This is a genomic window from Variovorax glacialis (genome assembly GCF_051216375.1).
Taxonomy (GTDB): Bacteria; Pseudomonadota; Gammaproteobacteria; order Burkholderiales; family Burkholderiaceae_C; genus Variovorax.
The window spans coordinates 375,982-393,866 of record NZ_JBPJZT010000002.1 but is presented as its reverse complement, the minus strand read 5'-3'; the positions used below and the strand labels follow the sequence as shown (position 1 = coordinate 393,866).

General features: G+C 67.1%; 11 protein-coding genes. 7 read left to right on the top strand and 4 right to left on the bottom strand.

Features of this window, described 5'->3' with window-relative positions:
• Positions 1-28 precede the first annotated feature (28 nt).
• Positions 29-1,804: a phosphoethanolamine transferase gene (locus tag ACSFBL_RS06240; RefSeq protein ID WP_435514875.1), complete on the top strand. Its 1,776-nt coding sequence runs from the start codon at positions 29-31 to the stop codon at positions 1,802-1,804.
• Positions 1,805-1,823: 19 nt separating this feature from the next.
• Here ACSFBL_RS06240 and ACSFBL_RS06235 read toward each other — a convergent pair whose 3' ends face one another.
• Genes ACSFBL_RS06235 through ACSFBL_RS06225 form a run of 3 tightly spaced genes read right to left on the bottom strand, consistent with a single transcriptional unit; the run spans position 1,824 to position 4,654 of the window.
• Complete coding sequence (locus tag ACSFBL_RS06235; RefSeq protein WP_435514874.1) at positions 1,824-2,411, bottom strand: peroxidase-related enzyme; 588 nt, start codon at positions 2,409-2,411, stop codon at positions 1,824-1,826.
• A gap of 60 nt (positions 2,412-2,471) precedes the next feature.
• Positions 2,472-3,263, bottom strand: a complete 792-nt coding sequence (gene eutC, locus ACSFBL_RS06230; protein ID WP_435514873.1) for an ethanolamine ammonia-lyase subunit EutC — start codon at positions 3,261-3,263, stop codon at positions 2,472-2,474.
• The gene (locus ACSFBL_RS06225) at positions 3,260-4,654 is read right to left on the bottom strand and encodes an ethanolamine ammonia-lyase subunit EutB (protein WP_435514872.1); all 1,395 of its coding nucleotides are present in this window, start codon (positions 4,652-4,654) and stop codon (positions 3,260-3,262) included. The genes eutC and ACSFBL_RS06225 overlap by 4 nt, the downstream gene beginning before the upstream one ends.
• Before the next feature lie 215 nt (positions 4,655-4,869).
• Here ACSFBL_RS06225 and ACSFBL_RS06220 point away from each other — a divergent pair, with 215 nt between their 5' ends.
• Entirely contained in the window at positions 4,870-5,244 is a 375-nt protein-coding gene (locus ACSFBL_RS06220) for an FKBP-type peptidyl-prolyl cis-trans isomerase (RefSeq protein WP_435515330.1), read from the top strand.
• A 108-nt stretch (positions 5,245-5,352) separates the two neighbouring features.
• Here the strand turns inward: ACSFBL_RS06220 and ACSFBL_RS06215 are convergent, their stop codons facing one another.
• Positions 5,353-6,951, bottom strand: coding sequence for an OpgD/OpgG family glucan biosynthesis protein (locus ACSFBL_RS06215; RefSeq protein WP_435514871.1), 1,599 nt, complete (start codon positions 6,949-6,951; stop codon positions 5,353-5,355).
• 184 nt (positions 6,952-7,135) lie between these two features.
• Here ACSFBL_RS06215 and ada point away from each other — a divergent pair, with 184 nt between their 5' ends.
• The 5 genes from ada to ACSFBL_RS06190 all read left to right on the top strand — a co-directional run bounded on the left by ada (position 7,136) and on the right by ACSFBL_RS06190 (position 17,877).
• A complete protein-coding gene (ada, locus tag ACSFBL_RS06210; RefSeq protein ID WP_435514870.1) occupies positions 7,136-8,212 on the top strand; it encodes a bifunctional DNA-binding transcriptional regulator/O6-methylguanine-DNA methyltransferase Ada in 1,077 nt (358 codons plus the stop codon).
• An 11-nt stretch (positions 8,213-8,223) separates the two neighbouring features.
• A complete protein-coding gene (locus ACSFBL_RS06205; protein ID WP_435514869.1) occupies positions 8,224-8,934 on the top strand; it encodes a 2OG-Fe(II) oxygenase in 711 nt (236 codons plus the stop codon).
• Between the two features lie 105 nt (positions 8,935-9,039).
• Positions 9,040-9,696, top strand: a complete 657-nt coding sequence (gene alkB / locus ACSFBL_RS06200; protein ID WP_435514868.1) for a DNA oxidative demethylase AlkB — start codon at positions 9,040-9,042, stop codon at positions 9,694-9,696.
• A 175-nt stretch (positions 9,697-9,871) separates the two neighbouring features.
• Entirely contained in the window at positions 9,872-15,658 is a 5,787-nt protein-coding gene (locus ACSFBL_RS06195) for a hybrid sensor histidine kinase/response regulator (protein WP_435514867.1), read from the top strand.
• Entirely contained in the window at positions 15,655-17,877 is a 2,223-nt protein-coding gene (locus ACSFBL_RS06190; RefSeq protein WP_435514866.1) for a response regulator, read from the top strand. Before ACSFBL_RS06195 ends, ACSFBL_RS06190 begins: the two co-directional genes overlap by 4 nt.
• The last annotated feature ends 8 nt before the right edge of the window (positions 17,878-17,885 follow it).

The following is a 17,885-nucleotide window of genomic DNA, read 5'->3' as shown; positions in this document are numbered from 1 at the left end:
CTTCAGTCCTGCGCCCTAGGCTCGCGACATGTCCGGCTCCCGCGTGCATGGCACGCCCCTTCCCCAGGATCCCTCCGCCTCCGGCGCTCCAATCCACATTCCTGCGACGGAACCTGTCGTCGGGCTCTGGCAGTCCATCGACGGCTGGTTTACCCGCCCGCGTTCGCCTCGCACGATCGTCGTCTGGCTGACTCTCTATCTCGCAGTAGCCGCCAACTGGCCGCTGTGGAACGAACTCGCCCGCATCGGCGGCGCACCCAGCGTGTACCTGCCGACGATCGCCCTCATGGCCATGCTCACGATGTGCGGCACGGTGGCGATCCTGTCGTTCACGGCCTGGACACGCTGGATGAAGCCGCTCTGGTTCATCGTCGTCGTTCTGGCCGCCGTGGTGCAGCATTACATGCTGAGCTATCGCGTGGTAATGGACCCCAGCATGCTGGCCAACGCGGTGCAGACCGACCCCAACGAAGTGCGTGACCTGCTGAGCTGGCGCATGGCGATCAATGTCTTCCTGGTCAGCGCCCTGCCGGCTTGGGCGCTGTGGCGCGTGCGCATCCAGCCGCAGCCCTTGGTTGCGCAGGCATGGCGCAATGGCGTGTTGCTGCTTGCTGCGGCCGCCGTGGCGGCGGGCGGCGGGCTCGTGATGAACCGCCAGCTTGCACCACTGATGCGCAACAACGTTCACCTGCGCTACATGATGAATCCGATGGCGACCATCTATTCGTCCGTGGCGATCGCGGCCAGGCCGATGTTCAAGCACAGCCGCAAGCTCGTTCCTGTCGCCGGTGGCGCCAAACTGGGCGCCAGCTACGCAGGCCAGGCGAAGCCGCCGCTGTTCGTGCTGGTCGTCGGCGAGACGGCGCGTGCCGATCACTTCGGACTCAACGGCTACGCACGCGACACCACGCCCGAACTCGCCGCACGCAAGGTGCTGAGCTATCGCGACGTTCGCTCGTGCGGCACCAACACGCTAGCCTCCGTGCCCTGCATGTTCTCTCCCCTGGGCAAGCAGGAATTCGAGGCGCGCAAGAACGACTATGAGAACCTCATGGACGTACTCAGCGCTTCGGGACTCGCCGTGTTCTGGCTCGACAACCAGGCCGGCGGATGCAAGGGCGTCTGCGATCGCATTCCGCATGCATCGGCATTCCAGAACCTCGATCCGGGCGTGCAGAGCGCGCTCTGTGACGGCGACGAATGCCTCGACGACGTGATGCTCCGCGGCCTGGACGAGCGCCTGGCCGCACTGCCCGCCGAGCGCCGCAACAAGGGCGTGGTGCTGGTGATGCACCAGATGGGAAGCCACGGTCCGTCGTACTTCAAGCGTTCTTCCCCGGACGTGAAGCGCTACCTCCCCGAGTGCACGACCAATGCGCTGTCCGAGTGCAGCCACGCCGAACTGGTCAATGGTTACGACAACTCGATCGCCTACACGGACCGCTTCCTCGGCAAGATGATCGACTGGCTGAAGAGCCAGAGCGCGCGTTTCGACCCCGCGCTGCTCTACCTGAGCGACCATGGCGAGTCGCTGGGTGAATACGGCCTGTTCCTGCACGGCGTGCCCTACGGCTTCGCGCCGGAAGTGCAGAAGCACGTTCCGCTGGTGACGTGGTTCAGCGACGGCATGAAGGCGCGTCGCCGACTGTCGACGGCGTGCATGGAGGCGGGTCTCGATGCCTCCCTCAGCCACGACAACCTCTATCACACCGTCCTGGGCGTGATGGACGTGACCACGCCCACCTACAAGGCTTCCCTCGACGCGTTGGCATCGTGCCGCGGCGCGAACGTCGCGATCAACTGAAGCCGGCAGCAGCGGCAGGCTACGCCGCCGGTTTCTTCTCGCGCGGCAGCCGGCCCATCAGATAGAACTCCGTGTTCGGCTGCATGCCGCTGAAGCTCGCCATGCGGTTCGAGAGCCCGAAGAACGCGGTGATGGCGGCGATGTCCCAGATGTCCTCGTCGCTGAAGCCGTGCGCATGCAGCGGGGGGAAATCGTTCTCATCGATCTCGTGCGAACGCTCGCAGACCTTCATCGCGAATTCGAGCATCGCGCGCTGGCGCGGCGTGATGTCGGCCTTGCGCCAGTTGACGGCCACCTGGTCGGCCACCAGCGGCTTCTTCTCGTAGATGCGCAGCAAGGCGCCATGCGCCACCACGCAGTAGAGACACTGGTTGGACGCGCTGGTGGCCGTGACGATCATCTCGCGGTCGCCCTTGGTGAGCGAACCTTCTTCCTTCAGCATCAACGCGTCGTGGTACGCGAAGAAGGCGCGCCACTCGGCGGGCCGACGGGCGAGCGCCAGGAACACGTTGGGCACGAAGCCGGCCTTTTCCTGGACTTCGAGCACTGCGGCGCGAATGTCGTCGGGCAGGTCTTTGAGTTCGGCCAGGGGGTAGCGCTCTGTCATGGATGTCTCCTGCGTGTACGGGCACGAAAGCCCATCATAGAAGCGCCGGGCGCGCGGCGGTCAGGTGGCCAGCCGGGGCGCCTCGACGCCGTCCGATGAGAGCACGGCGAGATCGCTTTCGTCCTTCAGGTCGATGCCGGTGAGACCCCGGCGCAAGGCCTCGCGCACCAGCCACGCGAGCTTGAGGGCCGCGGTCGGATAGTCGAGACCTTCGGGCCGCACGTTCGAGATGCAGTTCCGCTCGGCATCGTGCCGGCCCCGCCGCGGCGCGTGCGTGACGTAGATCCCCAGGCTGTCGGGCGAACTCAGCCCGGGCCTCTCGCCGATCAGCATGATCGACAGCCGCGCACCCAGTGCCTCCCCGACCTCGTCCGCGAGCGCGACCCGTGCCTGCGACGCGATCACGATCGGCGCCACCGAAAGCTCAGCCGGAAGATGCCGCCGCAATTCCGCGAGCAAGGGGGCGGCATGGCGGCTCACCGCCAGCGAGGAAAGCCCGTCGCCGATCACGATGCAGACATCCCGGGGCTGCCGCGTCACCGATGTCATCAGCCGCGACGCATCGTCGGCATCGAGCTGCCTTCCCAGGTCCGGCCGGCGCAGATAGGCCGTGCGGTCCGGCGCGCGACTGCGCACCTGCGCGACCTCCCATCGTTCCTCACGCAGCGATGCTTCGAGCGCCGCCACGTCGAGCGCGGCATGGATCGCATCGCGCGCCATCGCATGGGCCCAGCCGAAGCGCAGCACTTCGTCGGTCGGCATGCCCGCGCCGGCACGGCCGAGCGCCAGCCGGGCCGGTGTCGCGCCGCGCCATTCGGCCCAGGGGCTGTGCGTGACGGGGTCGTTCTTCATGCCGTGAGCGCCTTCAACTCGTTCATGCCGGCGAGCAGGCGGTTGGAGGAGGGCGCTTGCAGGCGGCCCGCGCCATCGGTGATCTGCATGCGCTGAAGCCATGCCTCGAACTCGGGCGCGCGCTTCAGACCCATCGTCTCGCGCAGGAAGAGCGCATCGTGGAACGATGTGCTCTGGTAGTTGAGCATCACGTCGTCCGCACCCGGCACGCCCATGATGAAGTTGATGCCGGCCGTGCCCAGCAGCACCAGCAGCGTGTCCATGTCGTCCTGGTCGGCTTCGGCATGGTTGGTGTAGCAAACGTCGCACCCCAGGGGCAATCCCAGGAGCTTTCCGCAGAAGTGGTCTTCCAGTCCCGCGCGGATGATCTGCTTGCCGTCGTAGAGGTATTCGGGCCCGATGAAGCCGACCACCGTGTTGATGAGCAAGGGCTTGTAGCGCCGCGCGAGCGCATAGGCGCGTGCCTCGCAGGTCTGCTGGTCCACCCCGAAGTTCGCGTTCGCCGAGAGCGCGCTGCCCTGGCCCGTCTCGAAGTACATGAGGTTCTCGCCGATCGTCCCGCGCTTCAGCGAGAGCACCGCCGCATAGGCCTCGTCGAGCAGTTCGGGCGTCACGCCGAAGGAGCGATTGGTCTTCTCGGTGCCGCCGATCGACTGGAACACGAGGTCGATCGGCGCACCGGATTCGGCCAGCTTCAGGGTGTTCGTGACGTGGGTCAGCAGGCAGCTCTGCGTCGGAATCTCGAAGCGCTGGATCACCTCGTCGAGCATGTGAAGCAGGGCGCCGAGCACGGAAAGGCTGTCGGAGACCGGGTTGATGCCGATCACCGCATCCCCAGCGCCCATCAGCAGGCCGTCGAGCGTCGAAGCCGCCACGCCGCGCAGGTCGTCGGTCGGATGATTGGGCTGCAGCCGCACTGCCAGGTGGCCGGGCAGGCCGATCGTGTCGCGAAAGCGCGTGACCACGCTGCATTTGCGTGCGACCGCGATCAGGTCCTGGTTGCGCATCAGCTTCGAAGTCGCCGCGACCATCTCCGGCGTGAGCCCCGACGCAAGTGCGGTGAGGACGGCGGTGTCCGCCTCTTCGGACAACAGCCAGTTGCGGAAGTCGCCGACGGTCAGGTGCGACACCGGCGCGAAGGCCTCCGCGTCATGGTCATCGATGATGAGCCGCGTGATGTTGTCGTCCTCGTAGGGAATCAGCGCCTCGGTGAGGAACTGCTTCAGCGGCGTCTCCGCGAGCACGTGGCGCGCGGCGAGCCGCTGCTGCGCAGTGGCCGCACCGATCCCCGCAAGGTAGTCGCCCGAACGCGCCGGGCTCGCGAAGGCCATGACCTGCTTCAGGTCGTCGAACTCAAAGACCTGCGATTCGATCGTGGTGCGATAGCGCATCGTGGCAAGCAGTCTTCAGACGGTGAGGGGAGGCATCTCGCGGCGAGCCGCGGCGCCAGCGAGCACTTTACCCGTGCAACACGGGCGCCGGGGGCAATTCGCAACGGCTTGCAAGGGCGGTGCCAGCCGTGCAGTCGGCCGGCAATAATGCGCCGTTCATCCATTCAACCAAGGTATCCACCGTGCGATCAGTTCTTTGCGCCGCCCTCGTCTCGATGTTTGTCCTGCCGACCGCCTTCGCCCAGTCCGCGCCCGTCACCAAGCCCAGCGGCCTGGTCTTCCAGTCGATCACGGAGGGCAAGGGCCCATCGCCCGCGGCGACGGACGTCGTCAAGGTGCACTACCGCGGCACCTTCCCGGATGGCAAGGAGTTCGATAGTTCCTACAAGCGCGGCGAGCCCACCGAGTTCCCGCTCAATGGCGTGATTCCATGCTGGACCGAGGGCGTGCAGATGATGAAGCCGGGCGGCAAGGCCAAGCTGACCTGCCCGCCCGCCATCGCCTATGGCACGCGCGGCGCCGGCGGCGTGATTCCCCCCAACGCCACCCTCAACTTCGAGATCGAATTGATATCTGTAAAAGGCCGCTGACCAAAGCGTGGGCCGCCGCAGAACCGGCTCCGCCGGGCTGCCAGCGCCGCCCCCGGCAGGGGGTAGGCGAAGCGACACAAAGTGCGCGCAGCCTGGGGGCGAGCAACACTAGAACGGTTGGTACTGGTAGAGCCAAGTCTCGGATAGGGTCTGGTCGCCGTTCTTCAAGTAGAGCCGCATATCGACCGGATCATTGCCTTCGGCCGTGAAGTCGAACTGCGCACGCCAATGCCCGGGCACCCCGTTCGGCACTGCCTCGGCAAAGATGTACGAGAACTTCCCGCGTGAAGCCGTCAGTACCAGTTCGGGCTTGACGCCGAAGGGCAGCGACTCGAGCGGCTTGCCGATGAACTCGACCATGAACTTGCGCACGCCCTGCGGACGCGGCTGTCCGGGCTGGCCGCCGCGCCCGATGCGCGTGGCGATGGTGCGCGCCAGCGGCGACGGAAAGGGCTCCTCGGCGGTCCAGTGGAGCCTGTACTTCAGGCTGTAGCTCGATCCGGCGGTGGCCGGTGCCTTGGGCACCCAGCAGGCGAGGATGTTGTCGTGGATCTCGTCGTCGGTCGGGATCTCGATGAGTTGCACCGTGCCCTCGCCCCAGTTGCCCAGCGGCTCGACCCACAGGCTGGGCCGCTTCTCGTAGTAGACACCATCCTGGTAGTGATCGAAGGCGCGGTCGCGCTGAAGCAGACCGAAGCCGCGCGGGTTCGTGTCGTTGAAGGCCGAGGCCCGGGTCTGCGTGGGATTGTTCAAGGGGCGCCAGATGCGCTCGCCGGCGCCGTTCCACATCGCCAGGCCGTCGGAGTCGTGCACCTCGGGCCGCCAGTCGATGCCGGTCGGCTTCACCGATTCGGAGTACCAGTACATCGAGGTCAGCGGCGTCAGCCCGAAGCGGCCGACATCGCGGCGAAGAAAGAGGCGCGCGTCGATGTCCATCAGGACGGACTTGTCGCGCTGCAGGACGAACTTGTAGGCGCCGGTGATGCTCGGCCCTTCGAGCAGGGCGTAGATCGTCATCGTGTTGGCGGTGTTGGAGGCCGGCGGCTCGAAGAAGAATCGCGTGAAGGTCGGAAATTCCTCCGCGCGATCGGGCATCGCCGCATCGAGCGCGATGCCGCGCGCGGACAGGCCGTACTGGAAGAGCTCGCCGATGGCGCGGAAGTACGAAGCGCCGAGAAAGGCGGCCCAGTCGTTCGTCTGCCAGGGGAGCTTCTTCTGGTCGCCAAGGCGGCTCTCCTGCAGGCGGAAACCGGCGAAACCGGCGCCGTCCTTCAGTTGCTTCGCGGGGCTGTCGTCGGGCATCGTGAAGTACGAGGCGTCGTAGACGATCTCGCGCGCGAAGCCGTCGTCCCCCGCGCTTTCGAGCACGAACATGTGCACCGGCACCTGGAAATAACGGCCGAGGTGAAAGAAGGTCACCGGAAATTGCCCCGGGCCGTCCTTGAACAGCGCGTTGTCGGTGTTGAACTTGATCTTGCCGTGCGCGTCGTAGTCGATGCGTTCCAGCACGCTGGCCGGCAGCGAGGTGTCGGCGACGTAGGGTTTGGCACCCAGCGACTTCGCCTCCGCGACGAGGCGGTCGAAGGAGAAAGGCCGTGGCTGGCTGAGCGTGAGTCCACCGGCTGCGAAAGCGTCGGCGGGAAGTCCGAGGGCAGCGAGCGCCAATGAGGCGCCGCTGGCGGTGAGGAGGGAGCGGCGATCGATCATGTGGCGCAAATGTTAACGAAGCCGGCCGCCGGGACCCGTAGGCCAAGGCCGGAATAAAAAGATGCGGGCCTGCCGGCGCTGTCCTACGATCGAATTCGAAAGCAAGACACGGAGTGCGCCCCGGGCCACCCATCCCTAAAGTGAATGCATCGATCGATCACCCGACTGAAGGATGCATATGAACATGAGCACTCACACAGAAACGCGCGCCCTGGCCACCGTGAGCGACCCGCGCTGGGCCGCCGTGGCCGCACGCGATCCGGCGGCGGATGGCCGTTTCTTCTACTCGGTCAGGACCACGGGCGTGTACTGCCGTCCGTCCTGCGGCGCACGGGCTGCACGACCCGAAAACGTGGAATTCCACGCGACGGCAGAAGAGGCCGAGCGTGCCGGCTTCCGGCCCTGCATGCGCTGCAAGCCGGACCAGCCCGCCCGCGCCGAACACCACGCAGCCATGGTGGCGGACCTCTGCCGCTTCATCGAGCGCGCCGAGCAGGTGCCGACGCTGGACCAACTCGCCGAACGCGCGGGGATGAGCAGCTCGCACCTCCACCGCCTCTTCAAGGACATCACCGGCGTCACCCCGAGGGCTTACGCAGCGGCGCATCGCGCCAGCCGGGTGCGGCAGGAACTGTCCCGCAGCGACACGGTGACGGACGCCATCTACGACGCCGGCTACAACTCGAACGGCCGCTTCTACGCGCAGTCGAACGAGATGCTGGGCATGACGCCGACGGCGTGGCGCGCCGGCGGCGCCGACACCGAGATCCGCTTCGCGATCGGCGAATGCGCGCTGGGCGCGATCCTCGTGGCGCAAAGCGGGCGCGGGGTTTGCGCAATCGCGTTGGGCGACGATCCGGATGCGCTGGTGCGTGACCTGCAGGACCAGTTTCCGCGCGCCCGGCTGGTGGGCGGCGATGCCGGCTTCGAGCAACTGGTCGCGAAGGTGGTGGGCTTCGTCGAGGCGCCGGGGTTGGGACTGGACCTCCCGCTCGACGTGCGCGGCACCGCCTTCCAGCAACGCGTGTGGCAGGCGCTGCGCGAGATCCCGGTGGGCACCACCGCGAGCTACAGCGACATCGCGCAGCGCATCGGCGCGCCGAAGTCGGTGCGCGCGGTCGCACAGGCCTGTGGCGCCAACACGCTGGCGGTGGCGATTCCCTGCCATCGCGTGGTGCGCAGCGACGGCGGCCTGTCGGGCTATCGGTGGGGCGTGGAGCGCAAGAGCGCGCTGCTACAGCGGGAGGCGAAGCGGGCATGAACGCAAGGGACATGAGCGCGCCCGCAGCGCGCGTCGGCGGGGTCGACTGGGCGCAGGCGGGCGACGATCTCGACGCGCAGGGCGGCGCCGTGATCCCCGGCCTGCTCACGCGGGCCGAGTGCGAATCGCTGGCTTCGCTGTATGCGTCGGACAAGCCCTTCCGCAGCCGCGTGGTGATGGAGCGGCACGGCTTCGGGCGTGGCGAGTACAAGTACTTCGCCTACCCGCTGCCCGCGCTCGTCGCTGGCCTGCGCGAAGCGGTCTATCCGCACCTCGCGCCGATCGCGAATCGCTGGAACGAAGTGATGGGCATCGACGTGCGCTATCCGGCAGGGCATGCCGACTTCATCGCGCGCTGCCATGCGGCCGGGCAGACGAAGCCGACGCCCCTGCTGTTGCAGTACCAGGCTGACGACTACAACTGCCTGCACCAGGATCTGTATGGCGAGCATGTCTTTCCGCTTCAGCTCGTGATCCTGCTGTCCGAGCCCGGGCGCGACTTCACCGGCGGCGAGTTCGTGATGACCGAGCAGCGGCCTCGCATGCAGTCGCGGCCGATGGTGCTGCCACTGCGCCAAGGGGATGCGGCGGTGATCGCGGTGCACCATCGGCCGGTGCAGGGGACGCGCGGTGCCTACCGGGTCAACCTGCGTCACGGTGTGAGCCGGGTCTTGTCGGGGCATCGGCACACCGCAGGCATCATTTTTCACGACGCTGGATAGGATGAACCCCCAGGCTTGCCCACTTCGTGTGGCCGCCCACCCCCTTGCAGGGGGCGCCGCCTGCGGCCCGGCGGAGCCGGTTCCGTGGCGGCTCCCTCACATTTCATGACGCTGGATCTTTTCGACTTGATTTCCGAACCGGGCGCGGCTTGGGTGGAAGCGCTCGAACCGGGCGCGATGGTGCTGCGTCAGTTTGCTCGGCCGTATGAGGGTGCGCTACTGGATGGGGTGCGACAGCTGATCGACGTTTCGCCGCTTCGGCACATGGTCACGCCGGGTGGCTTTCGCATGTCGGTGGCGATGACCAATTGCGGTGAAATGGGCTGGGTCACTGATCGCTCGGGCTACCGCTATGACCCGATCGACCCGGAAACGGGGCGACCGTGGCCGCGTATGCCGGCCGTGTTTTCGCGGCTTGCCGCCAAAGCGGCGGCGGAGGCGGGCTTCCGCGGTTTCGAACCGGACGCCTGCCTCGTCAACCGCTATGAAGCGGGCACGCGGCTCTCGCTGCACCAGGATCGCGACGAGCGTGACTTCGGCCAGCCCATCGTTTCCGTTTCGCTCGGGATCCCTGCGGTCTTTCTCTTCGGCGGGTCGAAGCGGACCGACAAGGCGCGGCGCGTGCCGCTCGGGCATGGGGATGTCGTGGTCTGGGGCGGGCCGGCGCGCCTCCATCACCACGGGGTGCTCCCGTTGAAGGAAGGCACACATCCGTTCATGGGCGATTGCCGAGTCAATCTCACCTTTCGCAAGGCAGGCTGACCGTCCTGTAGTCCGGCGCCTACGTTGCAATGTGTCGGGCGCCGACACCTCCTGCCGGGTTGTTTTTCCTACGCCGGACTACGATCTTTCGCCGCAGGGGCTCGGGCTGCTGTTGAGGGTGCGCGCAACCGAAAAAGCCTTGCGCTCCGACCCCGCACATTTTCTCGAGGCCTTCATGAATGCAATCGACCCCGTCGCCATTTCCGATTCCACGCAGCACATGGTGGTGCTGCTCGACGCGCTGACCCGGCTGCGCAAGGGCGATCCGAAAGCCCGGCTGCCCGTGTACTGGGACGGCCTCTCCGGAAAGGTCGCGGATGCCTTCAACGGCCTTGTCGACCAGAACGCGATGCTGGCCTCCGAACTGATGCGCCTCCGGCAAGTCGTCGGCAAGGAAGGCAAGCTCAAGCAGCGCGCGGTCATGCAGGAAGCGCGCGGCTTCTGGGGCGAATCGATCGCCTGCGTCAATTCGCTCATCGACGACCTCGTACACCCGACCAGCGAGGTCGCGCGGGTCATCGGCGCCGTCGCGCAGGGCGACTTGTCGAAGAGCATGGCGCTGGAGGTCGAGGGCCGCGAGCTCGAAGGCGAGTTCTTGCGCACGGCGAAGACCATCAACAAGATGGTCGAGCAGCTCGGCAACTTTTCCGCCGAGGTGACACGCGTCGCTCGCGAGGTGGGCACCGAAGGCAAGCTGGGCGGCCAGGCCAAGGTGAAGGGCGTGGCCGGCACCTGGAAGGACCTGACCGACTCGGTGAACTCGATGGCCGGCAACCTGACCGACCAGGTGCGCAACATCGCCGACGTCACCACGGCGGTGGCCAAGGGCGACCTTTCGAAGAAGATCGACGTCGACGTGAAGGGCGAGTTCCTCACGCTGAAGAACACCATCAACACGATGGTGGACCAGCTTCGCTCCTTCGCCTCGGAGGTCACGCGCGTGGCGCGCGAGGTGGGCACGGAAGGCTCGCTAGGCGGGCAGGCGCGGGTCGAAGGCGTGTCCGGCACCTGGAAGGATTTGACCGATTCCGTCAACTCCATGGCCGGCAACCTCACCAGCCAGGTGCGCAACATCGCGGACGTGACCAAGGCCGTGGCCGCGGGCGACCTCTCCAAGAAGATCACGGTCGACGGCAAGGGCGAAATCCTGGAGCTGAAGAACACGGTGAACACGCTCGTGGACCAGCTTCGCTCCTTCGCCGCGGAGGTGACGCGGGTGGCCCGCGAGGTGGGCACCGAAGGCAAGCTGGGCGGGCAGGCCGATGTGCAGGGCGTGGCCGGCACCTGGAAGGACCTGACGGACTCGGTCAACTCGATGGCCGGCAACCTCACCAGCCAGGTGCGCAACATCGCCGACGTGACCAAGGCCGTGGCCGCGGGCGACCTGTCGAAGAAGATCACCGTCGACGTGAAGGGCGAGATCCTGGAGCTCAAGGCCACCATCAACACGATGGTGGACCAGCTTCGCTCCTTCGCCGCCGAAGTCACGCGCGTGGCGCGCGAAGTGGGCACCGAAGGCAAGCTGGGCGGCCAGGCCGACGTGCAGGGCGTGGCCGGCACCTGGAAGGACCTCACCGAGTCGGTCAACTTCATGGCCGGCAACCTCACGAGCCAGGTGCGCAACATCGCGGACGTGACCAAGGCCGTGGCTGCGGGCGACCTGTCCAAGAAGATCTCCGTCGACACCAAGGGCGAGATCCTGGAACTTACCAACACCATCAACACGATGGTGGACCAGCTCTCGTCCTTTGCCGCGGAAGTGACGCGCGTGGCTCGCGAGGTGGGCACCGAGGGCAAGCTGGGCGGCCAGGCCGACGTGCAGGGCGTGGCCGGCACGTGGAAGGACCTCACCGAATCGGTCAACTCGATGGCATCCAACCTCACGTCGCAGGTGCGCAACATCGCGGACGTGACGAAGGCCGTCGCGGCGGGCGACCTCTCCAAGAAGATCACGGTCGACGTGAAGGGCGAGATCCTCGAACTGAAGAACACCGTGAATACCATGGTCGACCAGTTGCGGTCGTTCGCCGCCGAAGTGACGCGGGTCGCACGCGAGGTGGGCACCGAGGGCATCCTGGGCGGCCAGGCCGACGTGCAGGGCGTGGCCGGAACGTGGAAGGACCTGACGGAGTCGGTGAACTTCATGGCCGGCAATCTCACGAGCCAGGTGCGCAACATCGCGGAGGTGACCACCGCGGTGGCGGCGGGCGACCTGTCGAAGAAGATCACGGTGGACGTGAAAGGCGAGATCTCCGAACTCAAGAACACGGTCAACACGATGGTGGACCAGTTGCGCTCCTTCGCCGCCGAGGTGACGCGCGTGGCGCTGGAGGTGGGCACCGAAGGCATCCTGGGCGGCCAGGCCGACGTGCAGGGCGTCGCCGGGACGTGGAAGGACTTGACCGACTCCGTCAACCTGATGGCCTCCAACCTGACCTCGCAGGTGCGCAACATCGCCGACGTGACGAAGGCCGTCGCTGCCGGCGACCTCTCGAAGAAGATCACGGTCGACGTGAAAGGCGAGATCCTGGAGCTCAAGGCCACCATCAACACCATGGTGGACCAGCTCTCGTCCTTCGCGGCCGAGGTGACGCGCGTGGCGCGCGAGGTGGGCACCGAGGGCCGGCTGGGCGGACAGGCGCAGGTTCGCGACGTGTCCGGCACCTGGAAGGACTTGACCGACAACGTCAATTTCATGGCGGGCAACCTGACGGGCCAGGTGCGCGGCATCGCCAAGGTGGTAACCGCCGTGGCCGACGGCGACCTTCAGCAGAAGCTGACCGTCGAAGCCAAGGGCGAGATCGCCGCGCTGGCCGAGACCATCAACAGCATGACCGACACGCTCGCCACCTTCGCCGACCAGGTCACCACGGTGGCGCGCGAGGTCGGTGTCGAGGGCAAGCTCGGCGGCCAGGCGAAGGTGCCCGGCGCATCGGGCACGTGGAAGGGACTGACCGAGAACGTCAACCAGCTCGCGGCCAACCTCACGACACAGGTGCGCGCGATCGCCGAGGTCGCGACGGCCGTGACGCAGGGCGACCTGACGCGTTCGATCACCGTGAAGGCGCAGGGCGAGGTCGCGGCCCTGAAGGACACCATCAACGAGATGATCCGCAACCTGAAGGACACGACCCAGAAGAACACCGAGCAGGACTGGCTGAAGACCAACCTGGCCAAGTTCAGTCGAATGCTCCAGGGCCAGAAGGACCTGCTGACCGTCGGTCAGCTGATCCTTTCGGAACTCGCGCCGGTGGTCGGCGCGCAGCAGGCCGAGTTCTACGTGCTGACGAATGCGGGCGGCACGGCCAAGCTCAAGCTGTTCGCCAGCTACGCATCGGGCGGTCAGAGCTCGCACGGCAAGGAGATCGACATCGGGCAGGGCCTGGTCGGCCAGTGCGCGATCGAGAAGTCGAAGATCCTCCTCACCAACGTTCCGAGCACCGCCTTCAAGGTCGCGACCGGCCTCAGCGAAGGCGCGGCGATGGACGTGATCGTGCTGCCGGTCGTGTTTGAAGGCGAAGTGCGCGGCGTGCTCGAACTGGCCTCGCTCGAACGCTTCAATCCGGCGCACCAGGCCTTCCTCGACCAGCTCACCGAGTCGATCGGCATTGTCATCAACACCATCTCCGCCAACATGCGGACCGAGGACCTGCTGACGCAATCGCAGTCCCTGGCGGAAGAACTCCAGAGCCGGCAGCAGGAGCTGCAGCAGACCAACGAGGCATTGCAGGAAAAGGCGCGCCTCCTGGTTCACCAGAACCAGGAAGTCGAGCGCAAGAACCAGGAGGTCGAGCAGGCCCGGCAGGCGCTCGAAGAGAAGGCCGAACAACTGGCGCTGACGTCCAAGTACAAGTCGGAATTCCTCGCCAACATGTCGCACGAGCTGCGCACGCCGCTCAACAGCCTGCTCATCCTCTCGGACCAGCTCTGCAAGAACGGCGACGGCAACCTGACGCCGCGCCAGGTCGAGTTCGCGAAGACGATCCACCTCTCGGGCAACGACCTGCTGATGCTGATCAACGACATCCTCGACCTGTCCAAGATCGAATCGGGGACCGTCGCGGTCGAGGTCAGCGAGGTGCGCCTCGAAGAACTGCGGCGCTCGGTGGAGCGTAGCTTCCGCCACGTCGCGGAAGCCAAGCACGTGGACTTCGAGATCAACGTGGCCGAGCCGCTGTCGGGGACGATCGTGACCGACGTCAAGCGCCTGCAGCAAATCATCAAGAACCTGCTGTCGAACGCCTTCAAGTTCACGCACCGGGGCTCGGTCTCGCTGTCCATCGCGCGGGTCGAATCGGGCTGGTCGAACGACGCCGAAGAGCTCGGCCGCGCCAGCCACGTGCTGGCCTTCGCGGTGTCGGACACGGGCATCGGCATCTCGGCCGACAAGCAGCAGATCGTGTTCGAGGCCTTCCAGCAGGCCGACGGCTCGACCTCCCGCAAATACGGTGGCACCGGGCTCGGCCTGGCGATCAGCCGCGAGCTGGCGCGCCTGCTCGGCGGCGAGATCCGGCTGAGCAGCACCCCGGCCATGGGCAGCACATTCACGCTCTTCCTGCCGCAGAGCTACAGTCCTTCGCGCAACGCCCGACCCGTTCGCGCGGACATCATCGAAGCGGACGCCGCCAGCAGGCCCGTGCGCGACCGGCTCATCGATGCGCGCCCGGCGGACAGCGGGGCCGACGCGCCGGCCGATGCGCGCGACGCCGACGAGGTGTTGTCGGCGCTGAACGTCGCGGGCGACGACAGGGACACGACGCTTCCGGGCGACCAGGTCGCGTTGATCGTCGAGAACGACCTGGCTTTCGCCAAGGTCCTCATGCAGGCCGCGCGCGGCAGCGGCTTCAAGGCGCTGGTAAGCCCGAGCGGTGCGGCCGCGCTGGCGCTGGCGCGCGACCATCGGCCGCGATTGATCACGCTCGACATCCATCTGCCGGACATGGACGGCTGGCGCATCCTGGAGCGCCTCAAGTCCGACCTGGCGACGCGGCACATCCCGGTCTGCGTGGTCTCCACGGACGATTCGCGGGCGCGCGCGCTGAGTTCGGGCGCGCTGGGCTTCCTCTCCAAGCCGCTCCAGTCGATCGACGAGGTCGAGGCAGCGATGGCGCGCCTGCGCCGCTACGTGCACGCCGACGTGCGCCGGCTCCTCGTCGCCGTGTCCGGGGATTCGCCGGTGCGCGAAGCTTGCAGGGAGGCTTTCGACGGCGGCGGCGTGGATGTCGTCTGGGCGGACGACGCCGACGATGTGCGGCGTGAACTGGCCTCTGGCGACGTCGACTGCCTGATCACCGATGGCCGCGTGGCGGGGCTCAGCCGGCTCGACCTGGTCGAGCCGCTGGAGCAGCGCTCGGAAGTGCAGCAACTGCCGGTGATCGTCTACGACACGGAAGATGCGGGGAGCTCGCGCGCGGGCGGGATCGCCGGGCTGGATTGGCGGCAAGGGCAGGGCGAGGGCGCCTGGCGCAACGTGCGCACGCTCGACGAACTCGTCGAAGCCGGCACCTTCTTCCTGCACCGTTCGACGGCCAGCATGTCGGAAGCCGAGCGCCGCGCCGTGGAGGCCGTCAACGATGTCGCCGGCAGCCTGGCCGGCAAGAAGGTGCTGATCGTCGACGACGACATCCGGAACATCTTCGCGCTGGCCACGGTGCTGGACCAGCAGGGCATGGTCATCGTCTCGGCCGAGAACGGCCGCGACGCGATCCGCCGGGTCCAGGAGGATGCCGAGATCGACATCGTGCTCATGGACATCATGATGCCGGAGATGGACGGCATGGAAACCATGCGCGAGCTCCGGCGGCTGCCGCGCGGCAAGCAGTTGCCCCTGGTGGCGGTCACCGCGAAGGCGATGAAGGGCGATCGCGAAAAGTGCATCGAGGCCGGCGCATGGGACTACCTGTCCAAGCCGGTGGACACGGCGTACCTGCTCGTGGTCCTGCGAGGCTGGCTGTGCAAGTGAACCTGCCCGGCGCCGCGAACCCGGCCGCTGCCGGGACGGCCGAGCGCGCGAACATCCTGATCGTGGATGACCTGCCCGAGAAGCTGCTCGTGTTCCAGACCGTGCTCGAGGACCTCGGCCAGAACCTCGTGCTGGTGCGATCGGGCGCCGAGGCGCTGAGGGAGCTGCTCCAGCGGGAGTTCGCGGTCATCATGCTCGACGTCAACATGCCCGGCATGGATGGCTTCGAGACCGCGGCGCTGATCCGCCAGCACCGCCGCAGCGCCCACACGCCGATCATCTTCATCACCTCCTACGCCGACGAGATGCAGACCGCGCGCGGTTATTCGCTCGGCGCCGTCGACTACATGCTGTCGCCGCTGGTGCCGGAGGTCCTGCGCAGCAAGGTCAGCGTCTTCGTGTCGCTCTACCTGATGCAGCGCGAGGTGCAGCAGCAGTCGGATGCACGCGCCGCGATGATGGCGGCCGAGGCCGCGCGCCGGGTGGCCGAGCAGCGGGACAGGCGCTCCGCCTTCCTCGCCCATGCCAGCCGCGCGCTGAGCGTGTCGCTGGAGGTTCAGGTGGCCGCGTGCGAGCTGGCGGAGCTGCTGGTGCCGGCGGTTGCCGCGGCCTCCGTCGTGATGCCCTCGGACCCGGACTTCCTGCCATGCAAGACGGTGGTTGCCGCCCGGGCCCGCGCCGGTGGTCGGCCGATCGTTTCCACCAGCGGGACGAATCTCGACGAACGCCTGGCCGCGACCCTCGCGGGGGCGATCGAGGATCGCTGCTTCACCGCCGTGGCGCCGGCGGCGCTGAACGCGCTGGATGCCGGTTCGCTCGGCCTCGCGGGCAGCGCGGTGTCGCTGCCGCCGCTGCGATGGGCCGGGGCGCTGCCGTTGATCTTCGGTGGCCGCGTGCTCGGCGCGATGCTGCTGCTTTCCGGCGACGACGCGACGGAGCAGGGCGGACCCGACCAGGGCCTGCTGGAGGAAATCGCCGTGCGTGCGGCCGCGGCATTCGAGAACGCGCGGCTCTACCGCGTGCTGCAGCGCGAGATCGCCGAGCGCAAGGCCGCGCAGGAGGAGCTGCAGCAGGCCGACCAGCGCAAGGACGAGTTCCTCGCCATGATGTCCCATGAGCTGCGCAATCCGCTGGCGCCCATTCACACCGCGGTCGAGGTGATCCGGCGAGTCGCCGCGCCGAGCCCGAAGGTGTCGTGGGCACTGGACGTTGCCAGCCGCCAACTGCAGCAGATGACCCGACTGATCGAGGAACTGCTCGACGTCACCCGCATCAGCCAGGGCAAGATCACGCTGAAGCGCGAATCCATGGACCTCAACAAGGTGATCGCGCAGAGCGTGGAGACCATCCAGCCGGCCATCAAGAGCCGTCACCAGGTGCTGAGCGTGTCCATCCCCGAGCGGCCGGCCTGGCTGCATGGCGACGCGGCGAGGCTCACCCAGGTCGTCGCGAACCTGCTGCACAACGCCTCGAAATACAGCCCCGAAGGCACGCACATCTCCCTGGCCGCCGAGATCGAGGACCTGGAGGTCGTCGTGACGGTGCGCGACCAGGGCATCGGCATCGACGAGGAACTTCTTCCGCGCATCTTCGACCTGTTCGCGCAGGGAAAGCGCGGCCTCGATCGCGCGCAGGGTGGCCTGGGCGTCGGCCTCACGCTGGCGCGCCGCCTGACCGAGATGCACGGCGGTCGCATCGAGGCGATCAGCTTCGGCAGGGACAAGGGCTCGGAGTTCAAGGTGCGATTGCCGTGCATCACGCTGGTGCGCCAGGACCACAAGGCGGTGCAGCCGGAGCACGCCATCGCGGCGGACCATCCGCAATGCGTGCTGGTGGTGGACGACAACCGCGACGCCGCGCACGCGATGGCCGCGATGCTGGAGATCGACGGACACACCGTGGTGACGGCGTCGAACGGCGAGGAGGCACTGGTCCTCGCGGCAGCGCATGCGCCGACCGTCGTGCTGCTGGACATCGGATTGCCGGTGCTCGACGGCTACCAGGTGGCCCGGCGGCTGCGCGCCATGCGGGAGACCGAGCATTCGCTGCTGATCGCCCTGACCGGCTACGGCCAGAAGGAAGACAGGCAGGCCGCATTCGACGCCGGGTTCAACCACCACTTCGTGAAGCCGGCGGACGCCGTCGAGCTGTTGAGCTGCATCAGGGCCTGGTGCAAGGCCCGGGAGAGCGGCGGCTTCGGTGTGCCGGCCGCCAAGTAGGCGATCGG

Excerpts from the sequence above, each read along its gene's own strand:
- alkB (WP_435514868.1), top strand. The coding sequence starts at position 9,040 with ATGACGCTGGATCTTTTCGACTTGATTTCCGAACCGGGCGCGGCTTGG.
- eutC (WP_435514873.1), bottom strand. The coding sequence starts at position 3,263 with ATGAAGAACGACCCCGTCACGCACAGCCCCTGGGCCGAATGGCGCGGC.
- ACSFBL_RS06205 (WP_435514869.1), top strand. The coding sequence starts at position 8,224 with ATGAGCGCGCCCGCAGCGCGCGTCGGCGGGGTCGACTGGGCGCAGGCG.
- ACSFBL_RS06220 (WP_435515330.1), top strand. The coding sequence starts at position 4,870 with ATGTTTGTCCTGCCGACCGCCTTCGCCCAGTCCGCGCCCGTCACCAAG.
- ACSFBL_RS06235 (WP_435514874.1), bottom strand. The coding sequence starts at position 2,411 with ATGACAGAGCGCTACCCCCTGGCCGAACTCAAAGACCTGCCCGACGAC.
- ACSFBL_RS06225 (WP_435514872.1), bottom strand. The coding sequence starts at position 4,654 with ATGCGCTATCGCACCACGATCGAATCGCAGGTCTTTGAGTTCGACGAC.
- ACSFBL_RS06195 (WP_435514867.1), top strand. The coding sequence starts at position 9,872 with ATGAATGCAATCGACCCCGTCGCCATTTCCGATTCCACGCAGCACATG.
- ACSFBL_RS06240 (WP_435514875.1), top strand. The coding sequence starts at position 29 with ATGTCCGGCTCCCGCGTGCATGGCACGCCCCTTCCCCAGGATCCCTCC.
- ada (WP_435514870.1), top strand. The coding sequence starts at position 7,136 with ATGAGCACTCACACAGAAACGCGCGCCCTGGCCACCGTGAGCGACCCG.
- ACSFBL_RS06215 (WP_435514871.1), bottom strand. The coding sequence starts at position 6,951 with ATGATCGATCGCCGCTCCCTCCTCACCGCCAGCGGCGCCTCATTGGCG.